Origin of the sequence: Paraburkholderia polaris (genome assembly GCF_012927345.1) — a bacterium.
Lineage (GTDB): Bacteria > Pseudomonadota > Gammaproteobacteria > Burkholderiales > Burkholderiaceae > Paraburkholderia > Paraburkholderia polaris.
On record NZ_JABBGJ010000013.1, the window covers coordinates 18,636 to 34,781 of the forward strand.

The 16,146-nt window shown below is 56.9% G+C and carries 15 protein-coding genes and 2 pseudogenes; 7 read left to right on the forward strand and 10 right to left on the reverse strand.

Translation table 11 applies throughout. The features are described from left to right. Positions 1-527 precede the first annotated feature (527 nt). Positions 528-707: pseudogene (locus HHL24_RS45320) on the reverse strand (transposase domain-containing protein); the annotation flags it as partial. 1,414 nt (positions 708-2,121) lie between these two features. Between HHL24_RS45320 and rfbC the strand changes: the two are divergent. Further along, entirely contained in the window at positions 2,122-2,670 is a 549-nt protein-coding gene (gene rfbC, locus HHL24_RS13685) for a dTDP-4-dehydrorhamnose 3,5-epimerase (protein ID WP_169486120.1), read from the forward strand. 81 nt (positions 2,671-2,751) lie between these two features. Here rfbC and HHL24_RS13690 read toward each other — a convergent pair whose 3' ends face one another. The 3 genes from HHL24_RS13690 to HHL24_RS13700 all read right to left on the reverse strand — a co-directional run bounded on the left by HHL24_RS13690 (position 2,752) and on the right by HHL24_RS13700 (position 6,435). Beyond that, positions 2,752-3,768 (reverse strand): GlxA family transcriptional regulator, encoded by a 1,017-nt coding sequence (locus HHL24_RS13690; RefSeq protein ID WP_169486001.1) that lies wholly within the window; start codon positions 3,766-3,768, stop codon positions 2,752-2,754. A 409-nt stretch (positions 3,769-4,177) separates the two neighbouring features. Next, positions 4,178-5,059: a UTP--glucose-1-phosphate uridylyltransferase GalU gene (gene galU / locus HHL24_RS13695; RefSeq protein ID WP_169486002.1), complete on the reverse strand. Its 882-nt coding sequence runs from the start codon at positions 5,057-5,059 to the stop codon at positions 4,178-4,180. Positions 5,060-5,445: 386 nt separating this feature from the next. After that, a complete protein-coding gene (locus tag HHL24_RS13700) occupies positions 5,446-6,435 on the reverse strand; it encodes a GlxA family transcriptional regulator (RefSeq protein WP_169486003.1) in 990 nt (329 codons plus the stop codon). Between the two features lie 696 nt (positions 6,436-7,131). Here HHL24_RS13700 and HHL24_RS13705 point away from each other — a divergent pair. Both HHL24_RS13705 and HHL24_RS13710 read left to right on the forward strand, forming a co-directional pair. Continuing rightward, positions 7,132-7,359, forward strand: a complete 228-nt coding sequence (locus HHL24_RS13705) for a hypothetical protein (protein WP_169486004.1) — start codon at positions 7,132-7,134, stop codon at positions 7,357-7,359. 68 nt (positions 7,360-7,427) lie between these two features. Beyond that, entirely contained in the window at positions 7,428-7,682 is a 255-nt protein-coding gene (locus HHL24_RS13710; RefSeq protein WP_169486005.1) for a hypothetical protein, read from the forward strand. A gap of 204 nt (positions 7,683-7,886) precedes the next feature. On the opposite strand, the gene HHL24_RS13715 is transcribed toward HHL24_RS13710, so the two are convergent. Further along, positions 7,887-8,081, reverse strand: coding sequence for a hypothetical protein (locus HHL24_RS13715; protein WP_169486006.1), 195 nt, complete (start codon positions 8,079-8,081; stop codon positions 7,887-7,889). 565 nt (positions 8,082-8,646) lie between these two features. Between HHL24_RS13715 and HHL24_RS13720 the strand changes: the two genes are divergently transcribed. Beyond that, positions 8,647-9,642, forward strand: a complete 996-nt coding sequence (locus tag HHL24_RS13720) for a GlxA family transcriptional regulator (RefSeq protein WP_169486007.1) — start codon at positions 8,647-8,649, stop codon at positions 9,640-9,642. A 52-nt stretch (positions 9,643-9,694) separates the two neighbouring features. Continuing rightward, positions 9,695-10,066: pseudogene (locus tag HHL24_RS13725) on the forward strand (transposase); the annotation flags it as partial. 28 nt (positions 10,067-10,094) lie between these two features. Here HHL24_RS13725 and HHL24_RS13730 read toward each other — a convergent pair. Continuing rightward, entirely contained in the window at positions 10,095-10,307 is a 213-nt protein-coding gene (locus HHL24_RS13730) for an SDR family oxidoreductase (RefSeq protein ID WP_407947501.1), read from the reverse strand. 24 nt (positions 10,308-10,331) lie between these two features. Next, entirely contained in the window at positions 10,332-11,234 is a 903-nt protein-coding gene (locus tag HHL24_RS13735) for a LysR family transcriptional regulator (protein ID WP_169486008.1), read from the reverse strand. Positions 11,235-11,654: 420 nt separating this feature from the next. On the opposite strand from HHL24_RS13735, the gene HHL24_RS13740 reads away from it, so the two are divergent. Then, positions 11,655-12,659 (forward strand): aldo/keto reductase, encoded by a 1,005-nt coding sequence (locus HHL24_RS13740; RefSeq protein ID WP_169486009.1) that lies wholly within the window; start codon positions 11,655-11,657, stop codon positions 12,657-12,659. A gap of 39 nt (positions 12,660-12,698) precedes the next feature. On the opposite strand, the gene HHL24_RS45045 is transcribed toward HHL24_RS13740, so the two are convergent. From HHL24_RS45045 to HHL24_RS43990, 3 genes are all read right to left on the reverse strand, one after another. Then, positions 12,699-13,334: a M14 family metallopeptidase gene (locus HHL24_RS45045; protein WP_206002854.1), complete on the reverse strand. Its 636-nt coding sequence runs from the start codon at positions 13,332-13,334 to the stop codon at positions 12,699-12,701. A gap of 148 nt (positions 13,335-13,482) precedes the next feature. Further along, positions 13,483-14,691 (reverse strand): pyridoxal phosphate-dependent aminotransferase, encoded by a 1,209-nt coding sequence (locus HHL24_RS13750; RefSeq protein ID WP_169486010.1) that lies wholly within the window; start codon positions 14,689-14,691, stop codon positions 13,483-13,485. Positions 14,692-14,881: 190 nt separating this feature from the next. Beyond that, positions 14,882-15,103, reverse strand: coding sequence for a hypothetical protein (locus tag HHL24_RS43990; protein WP_230417449.1), 222 nt, complete (start codon positions 15,101-15,103; stop codon positions 14,882-14,884). 350 nt (positions 15,104-15,453) lie between these two features. On the opposite strand from HHL24_RS43990, the gene HHL24_RS13765 reads away from it, so the two are divergent. Next, positions 15,454-16,110, forward strand: coding sequence for a TetR family transcriptional regulator C-terminal domain-containing protein (locus tag HHL24_RS13765; protein ID WP_329606642.1), 657 nt, complete (start codon positions 15,454-15,456; stop codon positions 16,108-16,110). The last annotated feature ends 36 nt before the right edge of the window (positions 16,111-16,146 follow it).

Below are 16,146 nucleotides of genomic sequence, written 5' to 3' on the forward strand. Positions count from 1 at the left end.
AGGCTGGTAGTGCCGCCTCCCGACCTTCAACGCGGAGAACACGCTGCAAACCAGGTAGACGATCGCCAATCCGAAGCAGAAATTTGCGAGGATAGAAAGAAGAATTACCATATATTTCACCGACTTAGGAGCAACGGTAGAGGTTCTTCAAGACTACCGGCCGATGCTTCGTGTTTCATGACAAACGTTTGGCTGCATCCGTCTTATTCATGCATATTCCGAACAAGAATCGCGCTCTCTTGCACAACACGGCGTTGCCTTCTTACATGAACACCATGCCGGCGTGTTTTCTGCTAAAGGTATCCGCCAAAGATGTGGCTCCATCCGCCCACATGGAACATGGTTGTTCACAGGGATGGGTACAGTACGGCCAGCCGACTGGTCCATATGAGAGGACAACGTGACGGGTGTTGAAAAGCTACTATTGATGCTTTCGGTGCAACGTAGCCGTCCAACCAAGACCGTTCTCGACAGCGCGTTGATATCGAGCAGTCAAAGGCAGCCCGTTGAATTCGGGCGGCGTCGGCTTGAAGGAGATCAGCAACGATCCATCGCGACAGTTCGTCGACGCGATTGACAGGATGCTCGGCGATAAAAGCGATGATGTGGCGCAGGTAGGCCCCGGCATCAAGGCCATTCAGTTTGGCGATGCCGACCAGTGTGTCGATTGCAGCGCCGCGTTCGCCACCGCCGTCTGAATCGACGTGCGGGAGTTCTTTCGACCGAACCGGTAGGGGCCTAGTTGACGTCAGAAAAAAAAACCGACACATCGTGTCGGTTTAAAGAAGCTTCCGGCTATTCCGAGGGCCACCACCGGAGGCTTGAGAGAACAGTATTGTTGTCGGTAATCGCTATGCGATTCAGACATACGTTTGCACCAGAACGCCAAAGAAACTGTTGTTCCTTATCTCTTCCAGAGTCGCGCGCTCCATTGCGAGTCGCTCAAAGTCCCGCGCACTTCACCAGCAGAAAAGTGCCATATAGCGACACCTTGCCCCGCAAACCGTCTTCGAACGGCGAACCCCACGCATCGTCACCCACGTACTATCTTTCAGCATGAGCCGACAATAGCGATGTCGCAGCGCCCTATTGCATGTCACGCTTTTCCCGGTGTCCTGCAGAATTCGCCCCGAACATTACGTGCACTACGCAGGCGTGGTGGGCTTCCGCTACCACTGGAGACCGGTAGTCGAGGTGAATGAAGTCGACAAATACGCCTGTTAAAGCTTCGGCGTTGAATTGCACCTTCGTCACTCGCAGCACATGTGCGGCGATATCCTGCGCCCAACTGCCTAACGTTACACGCTGCAGCAAGTCGATTCTGCCGTTAACACACATCCAAAGATGCGTGGATTCGACCACTTGCCGCGCCGTAAGCCACCTGTCGGTCAGACGATACCTAACTAGCTGTGACACGACGAGATAAGTCAGCAGATCGATGCACACGTTGGTACCGCGATAACTTAACCTAAGCATTTTCAATAGGGAGAGCAGGCGGCATTACGCATACGGCTCGAACATGTTGTCAATCTTTTCCAGACGAAACGCACAGGAATATTCGGTCGTGCGGCAATGTGCGATCAGAAATGGGTACGGTCCTGCATGGCACGAACGTAGAGAGACTATCGAGGCTCCCCCGGCGATTGTGCCTCCAACACCACAAGAAATCGGGTGCCCGCGACGGATAGTCCTATATCCAATATGCGCCGGCCCGCCAAAACATTGAAGGATTCCGCCGACTATGGATAACCGCTCTATCGACACCGTGGCGAGCTAAGTTGACCTGGAATCCACCACCCGAACCGGTCAATTGGCAATTACCGGTTGAACCTTCAAATGGCGTGTCGCACCAATCTTTTGGCGCTAATGGCCAATACCGTTCTTGTACCATCCATGGACTTAGAAGCGCCAACACAATGAAGATTGAAGTTGTCGCCAGCAGATGGGATACCGAGGTAGCCAAGATTTTGGCGATGGCGCAACGGCTGGATCGGTGTGCGCCATATTCACAACACCCCACTCGTACTGACGAGACGCTGGCCAACTCGCAGTGTTCACCGTCATCCGTCGAGCGGCAAGCATTGCAAAGTTGATTTCAATCTCTCATCTTATCTTCCACAGATGCCAATTCGGGTTAAGCACACGGCAATTCGCGACGTAAAGCTGATCGAGCCATCTATTCTCTCCGATAAACGAGGCGTTTCCTTTGTCAGCTTCGACCAGGAAGAATTCGAGGAGCACGTAGCGCGCGGCTACCAGTTCGTGCAGGAGCACCACACCGTGTCTGCCCATAATGTGCTATGTGGCCTGCACTATCAGATCCAGCGCCCGCAGGGGAAACTGGTGCGCGTGCTGAACGGTGAGGTGGTCGATGTGGCAGTCGATTTGCGACGCTGGTCGCCCACATTCGGCCGCTGGATCAGTGCGCGGCTATCGGCATCAAACTGCTGTCAACTATGGATCCCGCCGGGATTCGCGCATGGCTCTCTGGTATTGTCGGATGTCGCGGAGATACTCTACAAGACAACTGAGCGTGGCTTTGTCGAGCATGAACGCACGTTGCGGTGGGACGATCCCGATATCGCAATTGCCTGGGAGCTTGACAAGGCGCCGATCACGTCCGCACGCGACGCAACGGGTACAAGCTTCAGCATGGCTGAGGTGTATTGATAGCCATCGTCGTTCATGGGCGAATGACATGCATCCGGTAGATCAACTTCAGGTCGTTCCACCGGTGCACCTCGAATGACTTCAAATCAGCTCTCGTCGCGCCTCGCTAAAGGACCGTTTGCTAGCCCGGTACTCAGTCGGCGTCACACCAAGATATCTGCGGAAATTTTTGGAGAGTTGTCCGCCGCTGCCCATTCCGCAACGCCGCGCGATCTTGTCAACCGGAAGGTCGGTTTCAGAAAGAAGATGGCAGCACTTATCAATGCGAACGTATAGAAGATAGTCAGACGGCGTCACACCCATTTCCACCTTGAAGCGACGCAGGAAATTTCGCTCACTCATCGCGACGAATTGTGCGGCTTCTTCGATCGTGATCGTTCTACCGCAGTTCATTTCCAACCACTGCGCGGATGCCCGAATTTTTTCACTCGGAGTTCCAAACGCGTTTTGATTCGGAGCGGCGGCAAACTGCGCCTCGAAGCGCAACCTCACCACGCCAGTAATTTCGAGCGCCACTTCCGCACCAAAGTCTTTTTCAATCAATGCTAGTGCAGCTCGCAGTGGAGTGCTGGATCGTTGGGATGTAGACACATTCAATCCATTCCACGCAATCGCATGAGCGCCCTCGCCGCGCCGCAGTTTGCGGGATGTATCCGGGGATTCAGCGGCATCGAGCAGCAAGCGCCCCTCCGCAATGGGAAAAATCTGCTCGTGGCGCAAGTCGAGCCGGCGCAGCCAGTCGACCATGCGCTCTTCGGTGAGCATACTGTGAACAGCAGCGCCGCCGGCAATGAAGAGCGCGTGGAGATCACCCGCGTGACCGCGTGATTCGATGCTGTCAGTCCAAACGAACATCGATGACGAACTCGCTATCCTGCCACCGCCGACAGACAGCAAGTGGACATCGTAACGTGGTCCATTGATACGCATTGACGTACCGAGCGCATTGGCTGACTGAAAAATCTCCACAACCGTGGCTGCCTCTGGTAGCGCGAAGCCGTTAAACAGTGCGATTCCGATACGTTTTACTGCGCGCACATCGTGCACTACCTGACGCTGAGCCGCATCGCGACTAGCGCGGGCAAAAAAAACTGCCATCCAGCCATCCCCCGAAAATAAGTGGCCTCCTACAGCTGCGTTTCGAGCCGTTTTAACTGTCTCGATAATCGTACATAAGCAGCGCGCATAGCGTCGCTAGATGGCTGATTAGGATAATAGGTTGGCGATCGAGGACAAATCGCAGCAGACGACTCGAATTGCGGCGTTACAGGCTACGTCCCTTGCAACGACTAGTCTTACTTCGACACAATTTTCGGTTTCCTATGCAATCTGAAATTTCTTGACCGAAGCAATAAAAAAGCCGCGCGACGTTGCGCAGCCTGAGACACATAGCGATGAAGATGGAACCAAGACTCGGGCGGCACGCCGTGACAGGTCAACCATGCGATGGCAAAAAGCGTCTGTTAATCGATCTCGAGACGCTTGCTGTGGGGCGCGCTCGGCGCCGTCAGTCAAGCATCAGAGAGAGGTGTTCCTCCAGATACGCTCTGAAGTCGGCGCGTACCTCGGGGTGCCGCAACGCGAACTCCACTGTTGCCTTCAGGTAGCCAAGCTTGCTGCCGCAGTCGAAACGCGTTCCGCGATACTTGTACGCCAGCACCTGCTCATCGGCGAGCAGCGATTGAATGGCGTCAGTCAGCTGCAATTCGCCGCCTGCGCCCGGCTTAATCGAGCGAAGGTGTTTGAAGATGCGCGGCTTCAGCACATAGCGCCCCACCACGCCGAGGTTCGAAGGCGCCACGCTTGGCTCCGGTTTCTCGACGATGCCCGACATCTTGATGATCGCCTCCTCCCACGCCTTACCATCGATAATCCCGTACGACTTCGTGTCCGCAGCCGGGATCTCTTCGACCCCGATCACCGAACTGTGATAGTGGTCGAACACCTCGATCATCTGCGTCATCACGGGCGGCGTGCCGTACAGCAAGTCGTCCGCGAGAATCACGGCGAACGGGTTGTCACCCACCAGTTTCTCGGCGCACATCACCGCGTGGCCGAGGCCGAGCGCTTCCGGCTGGCGGACGTAAAAGCAATCGACATGGCTCGGCTTGATGCTGCGCACGAGCTCGAGTAGCTTTTCCTTACCGCGCGCCTCCAGCTCCGCTTCGACTTCATACGACTTATCGAAATGGTCTTCGATCGCACGCTTACTCCGGCCCGTGACAAAGATCATTTCGGTGATGCCGGCCGCCATCGCCTCTTCCACTGCGTATTGAATCAGCGGCTTGTCGACGATCGGCAGCATCTCTTTCGGGCTAGCCTTCGTGGCAGGGAGGAACCGGGTGCCAAGACCTGCCACTGGAAATACTGCTTTAGTCACTTTTAGCATGTGAAACTCCGAATGTCTTTTATATGGTCGATCTGCGATTGCCCGCATCGACGCCTCGCCCGCAGCCGACGGCGCTTCGCTTGATCGATGACGGGCCGCCCGGTCAAATTGCGCGTGGGTTGGCCCTTGGGGGATCTATCGGCTGCCGCCCCCGCGCGGACGAACTGCTTTTCGCGCTCTTCCGCCGATCACGCCGCAGCATAGAGCCTCATTCGAATAGATAACCACGCATGGCGGAAGCGATTCGGCTTTTGGCCGAACCGGACGCGATTGGCGCACCGTCAATCGATGGACCAGGCAGACCGCATACATTCGAATTGCCTCGTCCTCTTTGACGGCTGCTGACGAAGGAGGCTACGTTTTTCGCTCGAAGCAACATTGGTTGCTCAAAGTCGCTTGCCGGCGCGGTATTCTCCCGGCGTTGTCGCGAGATGTTTGCGGAAGAGTTTCGCGAGCCGGCCACCGCATCCAATGCCGCAACGACGTGCGACTTTGTCGACCGGCAGATCGCTTTCAAGAAGGAGGCGGCAGCTCATATCAAGCCGCACATGGAGCAAATAGTCAGAGGGCGTTACGCCCATTTCAATCTTGAAACGTCTCAGGAAATTGCGCTCGCTCATGACGGCGACCTGAGCTGCTTCGTTGATCGAGACCGGTCGATGACCGTTCGATTCCAGCCATCTCGCCGACCTCTTGATTTCTTCGCTAACGGCGGCCGAAGTGTTCTTGCGCACGATAGCGGTGAAACGATTGTCGCCGGACGGTGCAACCCAATCAGCGATCTGACGCGCGACTTCGGCGCCAAGATCCTCCTCGACCACTGCAAGGGCGTGTCGCAATGGGCTGGTCGAGGCGCTCGAAGGGTTGCTATCTGCAGCGGTCCGCACGATGTCACCAGTGCGTTCGCCGTGGCGCCTAGCGCTGCTGGCCTGCCTAAAACCGGCAACGTCGAGCAGCAACCTTCCTTCACCGATGGGGAATACCAGTTCGCTTCTCGGATGAGTCCGGCGCAACCAGGCAATCAGGCCATCATCGTGTAGTGCATTGTTCACGCCTGCGCCGCCAGCAATAAACAAAGCGTGAAAGCCCTCTGGCTGGCGGCGTGCCTCGATGTCTTCGGTCCACACAAATACCGACGAAGAACTGTCAATCCTGCCGCCCGCGGCCGACAACAAACTGACTCGGTAACGTATGCCGTGGCGCCGGTCGCTCTCGGTGAGCGCATTCGCCGACTGAAATACCTCCGCGATCGCCGCGGCTTGAGGAAGGGCAAAGCCACTAAACAGCACGATGCCGACACGCCTTACGGTGGCGATGTCTGGCGAAACATGGAGCGACGTTTCGTTGGCAGTGTGAACGGCTGAAGAATACCCCATCAGAATTTCCCCGGCGATTAGTTGGCCCTATCCTGCTTGCTTTGAGCCGGACAATTTTGTCAGACCGATCGTACATAAGGATGATCCGGGCCATAAATCAATGACTGAATCGACCAACATGTTGGCGGCTATGATCAATTCGCAGTGTCATTCAAAACTGGATAGCTATAATCGAACTTCGACACGCGCTTACAATTAACTTATTAAAATTTTTTAAAACTCGAAAATATTTAATCTATTGGCACATCATGTCCGTGTTTGCAAATCGTCAATTTACGGCTCCTCGCCGTGATTGCGGTGCATAGGTGTGCTGCTCGCACGTCGGCGAGAAATCACGTGACATGCAGCGGCGCTTTCAATCTGTGCGCCCGATATTTGCGTCTGCCATCTTCGAATCGAGCACTGGCCATGCCATCTATCTATTGTGCGGAACAGCCAAAGGCATGATCGCATCCGCCACGCCGCGTGGGTAATTCGAGCTGACATCCACAGCACGTCGAGTCGATTGGCCTCCGCTATTTGGACAGGTCATTCCTGCCCGAGCCTTTGCACATAAGGTTTTTCATGCCCTCAGCAGCTTTATCGAATCGCTCTGGTGCGATCGCTATTACCCGGCGAAAGCCTCCGAGGATGCAAAACAGGTGCATCCGTAGTTGTGCGAGACTTTTGTGAAACAAGACTTCCAATGGCGCACATATGAACGAAGAAATAACCGTTGTGTACGAGTACACCGGTGGCTTTGGCACATACCGCACGATCCAGACTCGCGCGGCAAATCAGCTTCCTCTTGTCGGAGACAACGTAACAATGGTGGTGGACGAGATGGGATTCGACGGCATCCTGAAAGTGAGGTCACGCCTCTTCGACTACGACAAGACAGGCTCATTGACAGTTACATTGAAGCTGTCCCACACGGTCGATTGACGACATGTTGGGAATCGCAAACAGTGCGCTCGCCGGGCATGGCCTGCACCTTTACGAACGAGATGCTCATGGAAGACATTCTTCAGATGCGGATGCAACTCCTTGCATACCAGACGTTAATCGCAGCGCTGCTCGCCAAGACTGCTCCAACAATCAACGAACTGGAGCGCATGCGACGGGCTATCCAACGTAGCGCCACCGTCCGATCCTCAAGCGAACCAGGCCGCGGCTCAATGAGCGAACACGCCGCGGCAATCGAGGACGTGTTTCTGTGCGCGTCGCTCACCTTTACGGACCTCAAAGATGGGCGGAGCGGATCTTAGCTAGACTCGCTTGTGAGCGTGAACGCCACAGAGTGGCACCGGCATTGCGAATGTCAACGAAGGCTGGTGCGTCCAAGCGGGCGTATTATCGGTTTATCGAATACGCGCTTATCGTCTGCCAATCCCATACCGCAGTCGCCGACCGCATCCAGGATGCAGGCACCGGTATGGTTCGCCCGAAACTACCTTGGCCAACCTCTGGCCTTATGCGCTGCGTCCCAGGATCGACAGCACGTCGGCGACGCTGATGTCGGGCAATTTCTTGCCAATCATGTCCCAGAAGATCAAGTCGTGCATCGCGCTGGCATCTTCGGCCATATCCCACTCGCGCGCACCGACGATGGAATCGGCGGTTTCGCAGGCGGCATTAACGATTGTCTGAATGTCTTGTCTGTGCATGAACGCGTTAACGGCGGCACGGCAGGCTTTTTTAGCCCTGTGTGCAATCGTTTGCCAAAAGCATGACCGCCGCCATCGACACCTTCCGGTCTGAGGCTGGCCTGCCACCCGCCGCGTGCGGCAATCGAGCCGACGTTGCGCCTCTCATGGCAAGGGCGACTCCCGTCAAAACGGACTCAGAAAAGCCCTACGTCGACAGCCGCAAAGGCCTGCAGCGGAAAACGCTGGCAGCAATGCACCGGCACCAATGTCTCAATGATTTTCTTTCATATCAATCAACATATAAAGCATTTCAAAATGCGCTCCATACACTCCGTCTCATTTACTAAAAAAATAATATCGCGCCAATTTTTCCAATATCTTGCCGCATTATGCCGCGACTCATCCGGCATGAATGTGCACCGCGACCGTGCGCTTCCCAATCCGAATGTCTCAAACTGCCAATGTATTGGCTAATCCAGCCATGTAATAATGGCGCCGGAATCATTTGTATAGCATGCGTTTAACAAAAATAAAGACAGAGTCGTGAGAAGGGACTTTGCAGGCCAAACATTCCGGGGAAAAAATGGAACAGGTGCATACTCTGCCGCGCTGCTCGCGGCAAAGTGCGGTGGGGACGCAAGCGAACGACATCACCCGCGTCGACATAGCGTTGTTCAATGGTTTTGCGCTGCCAAAGGTCGCAGCGATTATCGAAATCTTCCAGAAGGCAAACGCACTCGTCGCAGCGCAGCGATCGGGCCGCACACGCTACGACGTTTCATTGCTTTCGGCTTCAGGCGGCCGCATCGCGAGCTCGTCGTCGGTGTTCGTCTGGACGGACAGCGTCGACTCGCACCGCGGAACGAATGACACGCACCTGCTCTTCATCGCAGGCGGTGCGGGCGTGCAGCACGCGTGCCGCGATGAACGCCTTGGCAACTGGCTGCGCCGCCGACACCCCTTCAGCGAGATCGTTCATCCAATCGCGGAAGGACGGCTGCTTCTGGAAGCGGCTGGGCTTCCCAGCCGCTATTGCGCGCTTCTGTATGGCGACAATGAAGCGCACGATCTTTATCAGGCAAGCCCGCTCACTGATGCGCCGGCCGCCGTGCACACAGTACTGCGCGTCGTCGAAGAGGATCTGGGACTCGAACTGGCGCGGCTGGTTGCCCAATCCGTCGCGCCGGAGCACAGGACGCCCTTCAACGCGTCAATAACCCATAACGCGACGTCACAAGTCAGCGAAAAGATCATGGCCTCGGCGCGTTGGCTGGAGGCCAATGTTGATCGCCCCATCTCGATCGACGAAGCAGCCCAGGTTGCAGCAATGAGTGAGCGCAACTTCCTGCGGCGCTTCAAGAGCGAGATCGGCATGACGCCTTCCGATTATCTGCTTCGGGCCCGCTTGAACATGAGTTGCCGGATGCTCCTCGAATCGCGTTTGCCGGTCGACAAGATCGCCCGGCGCTGCGGTATCGGTAGCGGCGGCCAATTGGCCAAGCTGTTCAGAAAGTATCTGGCGACGACACCGACTGACTACCGGATGCGCAAAATGGTACCTCCGGATGGCTCGTCGTGAGCGTCTGCAGTGAGCTCAACCTGGCTCGACATGCGCGCACATCGCGCGGAATCCGGTCCTGACCAGCATGCCGGGAGTCGGCGTCAGGACCGCTGCCAGACTCCTCACGGAAGTCGCCCACGCAGCCTTCGCTTCAGCTGCGCATCTTGCCGCCTACGCCGGCCTCGCCCCGAAGCTCGGGCTCGTCCATCCGTGACGAACACCCCTCCAGATGCGGCAACAAGGTCCTCAAGAGAGCACTCTCCCTCTCCGCCTTTGCCGTCTTGCGGGACCAGGTCTCGAGGACCTGCTACGCTCGCAAGGTCTAGCAAGGCAAGCATCAGAATCAGCGCGCATTGCTCTTGCTAGACGACGCTGCGACGTACTGTTCGCCATGCTGCGTGACGGATCCTTCTTTCAACCGAAATCCATCCCTACCTCTTGATGAATCCGACAGGGGCGCCCCCACTCTCTTACCGCACCGTGTAACCGCCGTCGACAGCCAGCGCGTGGCCAATCACGAAGCTGGCGCCGGCACTGCAAAGCCAGAGCACTGCGGACGCAATCTCTTCAGGCCGGCCGAGTCGCCCGATGGGCTGCTCCTTCATCAACGCATCCATCGCCTCGGGTTCACGCTCGATCATGCCGGTGACCATCGGCGTCGCGATGATGCCAGGGCAAATCATGAGTTCCTAAAGGCCGCCGTGGCTCTAGCTCGTTTTCGGACGATAGCGTAGCGAATCGATAACCAGTGCCATGGCTCGCGAGGATTCAGAACGACTCGCATAGTACGCATGCAAGCCTGGAAACGTCGGACACCAATCGTCGAGGACACGAGCGAGACGCCCCGCGGCAACGTGAGGCTGCGCCAGGTCAGACGGCAGGTATGCAAGGCCGTAGCCTGCCAACGCGGCGTCGAGCATGTGATAGGTGCCGTTAAAAGCGAGCTGGCCCTCCACGCGAACCTGAACTTCACGACTTCCCTTTTTTAGCTCCCACGCGTAAAACACCCCAAGTGTCGGCAGACGCAGATTGATGCAGTTGTGCGCCATCAGGTCCTGAGGCGTTTTCGGCAGCGGCTGCTTTTCCAGGTACGCCGGCGAGCCAACGATCGACATCTTCATGTCCGGTGCAATGCGAACCGCGATCATGTCCTTCGCGACCTGGTCCCCATTACGAACGCCAATGTCGTAGCGATCCGCCACGATATCGGAGAGACCATAATCCGTAATGATTTCAACCTTGATCTCCGGATATTTGCGGAGCAGTTTGGACAGCTTGGGCCAGAGAATCGTGTTCGTCGCGTAATCTGTCGCCGTGATACGAATAGTACCGGCAGGCATATCTCGAAGCTCGGTTACCGCCGTCAGTTCAGCTTCGATCTCCTCGAAGCGCGGCGCCACTGTCCGCAGGATGCGCTCGCCCGCCTCCGTCGGCGATACGCTGCGCGTGGTTCGCGTCAACAGCCGCAGCCCGAGTCTGCTTTCGAGCGCGCGGATCGTATGGCTCAAAGCCGATTGGGACACACCTAACTGTGCAGCCGCGCGGGTGAAGCTACGCTCCCGGGCGACAGCGATGAAGGCAAGCAGGTCGTTGAAATTTTCGCGTGGCATTAATGAACTGACCTCATAGGTGTTTGCGAAATTTAACCACTAGTCGCACATGTGCGCACTGGTTAATTCGCAAGGTCAATGTTAGCTTGTGTTCCGCCTTACCCACAATGCTGTCTTGAACGAGCGGTGCCTTTGGCACGATCACATAGGGCTCGTACCCCATAGCCCGCAATCAAGGATCGAGACGCACATCCGAATTCATGAATCTCGTTCATAACAGCTTGCGGTTTCATGGACTTAATCTATAGACGGTATGTGTCTATCATTTCATCTGACCCAGTAAATCGCTTCCGCAGCGCTCTGGCTTTGCAGTCCAGCAATCGGCTTCGCAGTCCGTCACGCGCTGGCGGCCGATGGCAGCTTCGCAGCGGGATAAGCGATCGTGACAAACCGCAGGCATAGCCTGCATGGAGAAAGATAATGGATTACCGATATCTGGGCCGCAGCGCCCTCAAGGTTTCGCCCCTGTGCCTGGGCGCGATGATGTTTGGTGGCGAAACGGACGAAGCCACGTCGAAACGCATCATCGATAAAGCGTTCGACCAAGGCGTCAATTTCATCGATACGGCGGACGTTTACCACGCCGGCCGTTCCGAGGAAATCGTCGGCCGTGCGCTTGGCGAGCGGCGCGACAGCTGGGTGATCGCCACGAAGTTTGGCTATCCGACGACTCAGGGTCCGAACGAACAAGGCCAGTCGCGCAAATGGATTATTCAGTCAGTGGAAGCCAGTCTCAAGCGCCTGGGCACGGACTACATCGACATCCTCTACTTCCATCGCGCGCTACTCGATGCGCCGCTCGAAGAAGGCGTCCGCGCGATTGGCGATCTGATTCGCCAGGGCAAAGTCCGTTACTTCGGCTTGTCCAATTTCCGCGGCTGGCGCATCGCCGAAATCGTGCGCCTTGCTGACCAACTCGGCATCGATCGGCCGGTGGCAAGTGAGCCGCTCTACAACATGGTGGATCGTACCGCCGAGGTCGAGCAACTGCCCGCAGCCGCACACTATGGCATTGGCGTCGTCCCTTATAGCCCGCTGGCTCGCGGCGTGCTGACCGGCAAATACGCGCTGGATGGCGCGCCGCCGCCGGATTCGCGCGCGGGGCGCGGCGACAAGCGCATCCAGCAAACTGAATGGCGGCCTGAATCGCTGGCGATCGCACAACAAGTTGCCGCTCACGCTGAGGCACGCGGTACGACTTCGATCGCTTTCGCCTTGGCGTGGGTGCTCAAGAACAAACTCGTCAGTTCGACTATTGCCGGTCCTCGTACAGAGGCCCACTGGGACAGCTATGCGCAAGCGCTGAATGTGCAACTGGGACCCGAAGACGAGAAGTTCGTGGACAGTCTGGTGCCGCCCGGCCACGCATCGACGCCGGGCTATACGGATCCGGGATATCCGATCGAAGGTCGCCGAGTTGTTTGAAGCAGTTTGGCGGGTTGAGAACGGCCTGCGCAAGCGTATTCATCGCACACCTCCCGGCCATGGTACAGCCAGCTTACGTAGTGCTTTGATGTTGAAACGACATCGACCAGTTGGCAACGACCGGGACGACAGCGGCCAAATCCAGCTTAACGTTGCCGCGATAATCCATAGGATTATCACGGCAAGAGTCTCGCAACGGCTAATTCCGGCGGAGCTTGCGAGGCAACCAACCGCCGTCCATCTGGCCTCAAGGGTCTGAGATCGACCCACAAGCGACCTTGGGCGCCTTACGTAGCGGCCGTTCGCAGTGGAACAAATGTATGGGGGATGATGGCTACGGCAGCGACGCCCCAATGAGGAAAATACGGGCTTCGGGGGCTGTTCCTTTCTGACAATAGCCAGGTACAGCACGATCTGGCCGTCAACCGCTAGATCGACGATCGCTCTCTGCCACGTGGCGAACGTCGTTGCTGGCCGTTGCAGCGCAGCAAACTCGTTGAAATGACCAACGAAATTGCGGCTTGTGGCTCCATGAAAGCGACCGAGAATACGGCCGTTGCAAAACTGCTGGATGCCGAGCGGATTGGCTCGCGGCACGACGGTCACCATACCGCGCAAACGTCCGGCCGCGTGCGCATGCTCGAGGCGCGGCAGCAGTCTGTGCAACACCGGCATGCCGGCGAACTCATCTGCATGAACACCTGCCTATAAATACACATGCGGCCCCCCTGTCGTGCAAGCCGCCACGCCCGCAATACCAGGGGATGGCGCGAATCGCTGTTCAGTGTCAGCGAAATATCTTCGAGCATGACCAGCCCCTGATTCAGACGCACCGCGCCGGTTCCCCGACTGATGCACCGGCACCCAGACCCTTGACAAACGTTGCGATTCGCTCACAAGCATCCACTAACCGCGCTTCATCGACCACGAAGCCAAAACGCACAAAACCGCTAGCCGTATCGCCGAACGCGCTGGCATCGAGCAGAGCCACGCCTTGCTCGCGAAATAGCTGCCATGTGAAATCGAACGCACTGAGGCCCGTCCCCGTCACGTCAACCATCATGAACATGCCCGCTTCCGGCAACAGGCAACGCAAGCCCGGCACCTGCCGCAAACGGTTGTAGACCACATCACGCCGACGCCTGTAGAGTTCGCGCATATCGGCAACAATCTGCACTTTATGCTCCAGCGCCGTCAGTGCCGCCTGCTGAATAAAACCCGGCAAACCGTAGAGCATGCATAGCGCAAGGCGTTCAAGATGTTCGACTAGCAGCGCCGGCCCAATAACCCAACCTATCCGCCACCCGGGCATCGCGTGAGACTTTGACAAACTGCTTATCGTCACCGTGCGCCCGGCCATGCCGGTAAAGGATGCAATGCTCAAGTGATCGCGTTCGAAAGTCAGGTCCCCGTAGACCTCATCAGCGAGCACCCAAAGATCATGCTGGCACGCCAACTGTGCAATTCGTTCAAGATCGGCCCGAGGCATCACGACGCCCGTTGGATTGCAGGGTGTGGCAAAAAAAATGGCTTTCGTGCGTGGCGTAATAGCCGCTTCAAGCGCATAGCAATCGATATGAAAACCGCGCGTCGGATCAACCGGAACGGGCACGAGGGTAGCGCCCGATGCGCGCACGCTTGCCTCGTAGGTCAGATACATCGGCTCAGGCACGATCACTTCATCGCCTGTCTCGCACAGGCAAAGTGATGCGGCAAACAGCCCATTTTGCGTACCCGCCACCACAATCACATTCTCCGCGGCGACAGCGTGGCCCGTCGCACGCGTATGTTCCTGCGCAATCGCCGTGCGCAACGCCGCACGGCCCGCCACCTCGCTGTAGTGCGTATCTCCGCTGCGCAACGCAGTGACCGCGCGCTCGACGATGACCTCCGGCGTAGCAAAATCGGGATCCCCTACGCTCAGCAGAATGACGTCCTCGCCTTGGGCAAGCGCCTTCTGTGCGGAATAGTGAATCTCCCAGGCCGAGGTCCGCTTACCTTGCAGACGGTCCACCAGATTCGAATACTTCATTCAAGGACTCCTTGCAGCGGCAGACGCGGGACCGCTTGCCCCCGCGAGGCCAACCGCCGCGGTTCAGGTTAAGCGTAACGAATGGACCGGCACGCGATGTTCCAGATTGCCAACCCCCATTTCAATGACGAAAGCGAACACGACATATATGATCGGGATCGCAAGCAACGGCATCGTAAATGCGCAGGGTCTAAGCGCGAATATAGTTCGCGGCACCCAACACGTCCATGACCGCCACTGTCGACGGCTGCGCGGTCGATTTCAGCAGCATGGCCGTTTCACCCACGAGGGTCGGCAACAGGATCTGAATCGGGTAAATAGCGCGTTTATCGGCAACGCCGACACGTTCGAGCAAATGTTCGGCGCGCGCAACAACTTCGGTGTGCGTTTCACCGAGCACATGAAGAGGCATTTCGAGACGTTTTCGAGCGCGGTACGATGTGCCCAGAGATTGACGCTTCGAAAATCCATCTCCTTACTCCCTCGCTAGCGTTTCCCGTAACCAGTGCTGCCATGCCTTGTTGAATGGTCGACCAACCTGCATGTGCGTATGAGTATATGTTCTGTTGAACGATAGTTCAACATTTTTCAATATTCCCTATCAGAAGATTTTTACGGCGTCCCTATGCTTGCATGCAGGGTTCGAAACGCATCGACGGCTTGTCGGAGCAGTTATCAAAGCGAAGCCCGGTACAGATCAATTGAACAATCGTTCTGTACTCACCTATAATCGGCCGCGTAACGACTGTGAAAGGCCATGGAGTGAAAAAAATCATCGGTAAGGAACCCGTCCCGACACGCGGACGCGGTGTCCGCGAAACGCCGGCTGTGCGTCAGCAATCGATCATCGACGCGACGATGCGCTGCATTGCTCGCTACAGCTATTCCGAAACCACCATCGACCGGATCTGCGTCGAGGCGAAAGTCTCGCGTGGCCTGATCAACCATCATTTCCAGTCGAAAGACGAACTGATGGCGCAGACTTACAAACGGCTGGCGGCGGATCTGCTTATGGTTTCCAGGGAGGCAGCAGCGAACGCTGCGGGCCCTGAAGAGAAACTTAGAGCCATTATCAAGGTGTGTTTCGCTCCGCCCGTGTTTGCGCCCAAGAACGTCAAGGTCTGGCTCGGGTTCTGGAGTGTCGCGCATAGCGACCCCGTGATCCGCAAGGCGCACAAGGAACTGTATAGCGGCTACAGACAAGCGCTGGAGAAACTGTTCGACCAGATAGGCGCGGAGCGCAGTGCGCCGATCAACAGCGAGCTCGCCGCATTGACGCTGACAGCGGTCATCGACGGTTTCTGGCTCGAACTTGCTCGAGATCCCACTTCGTTTACAGCCGACGAAGCGCTGCGCAGCTGCATGCAGGTCGTAGAGAGCTTCCTGCCGCCGCCGACGACGAGCAGGAAACGAGCGTGACGGACGTGTAATTAAAGCGTAAGTTTGCCCATGCCA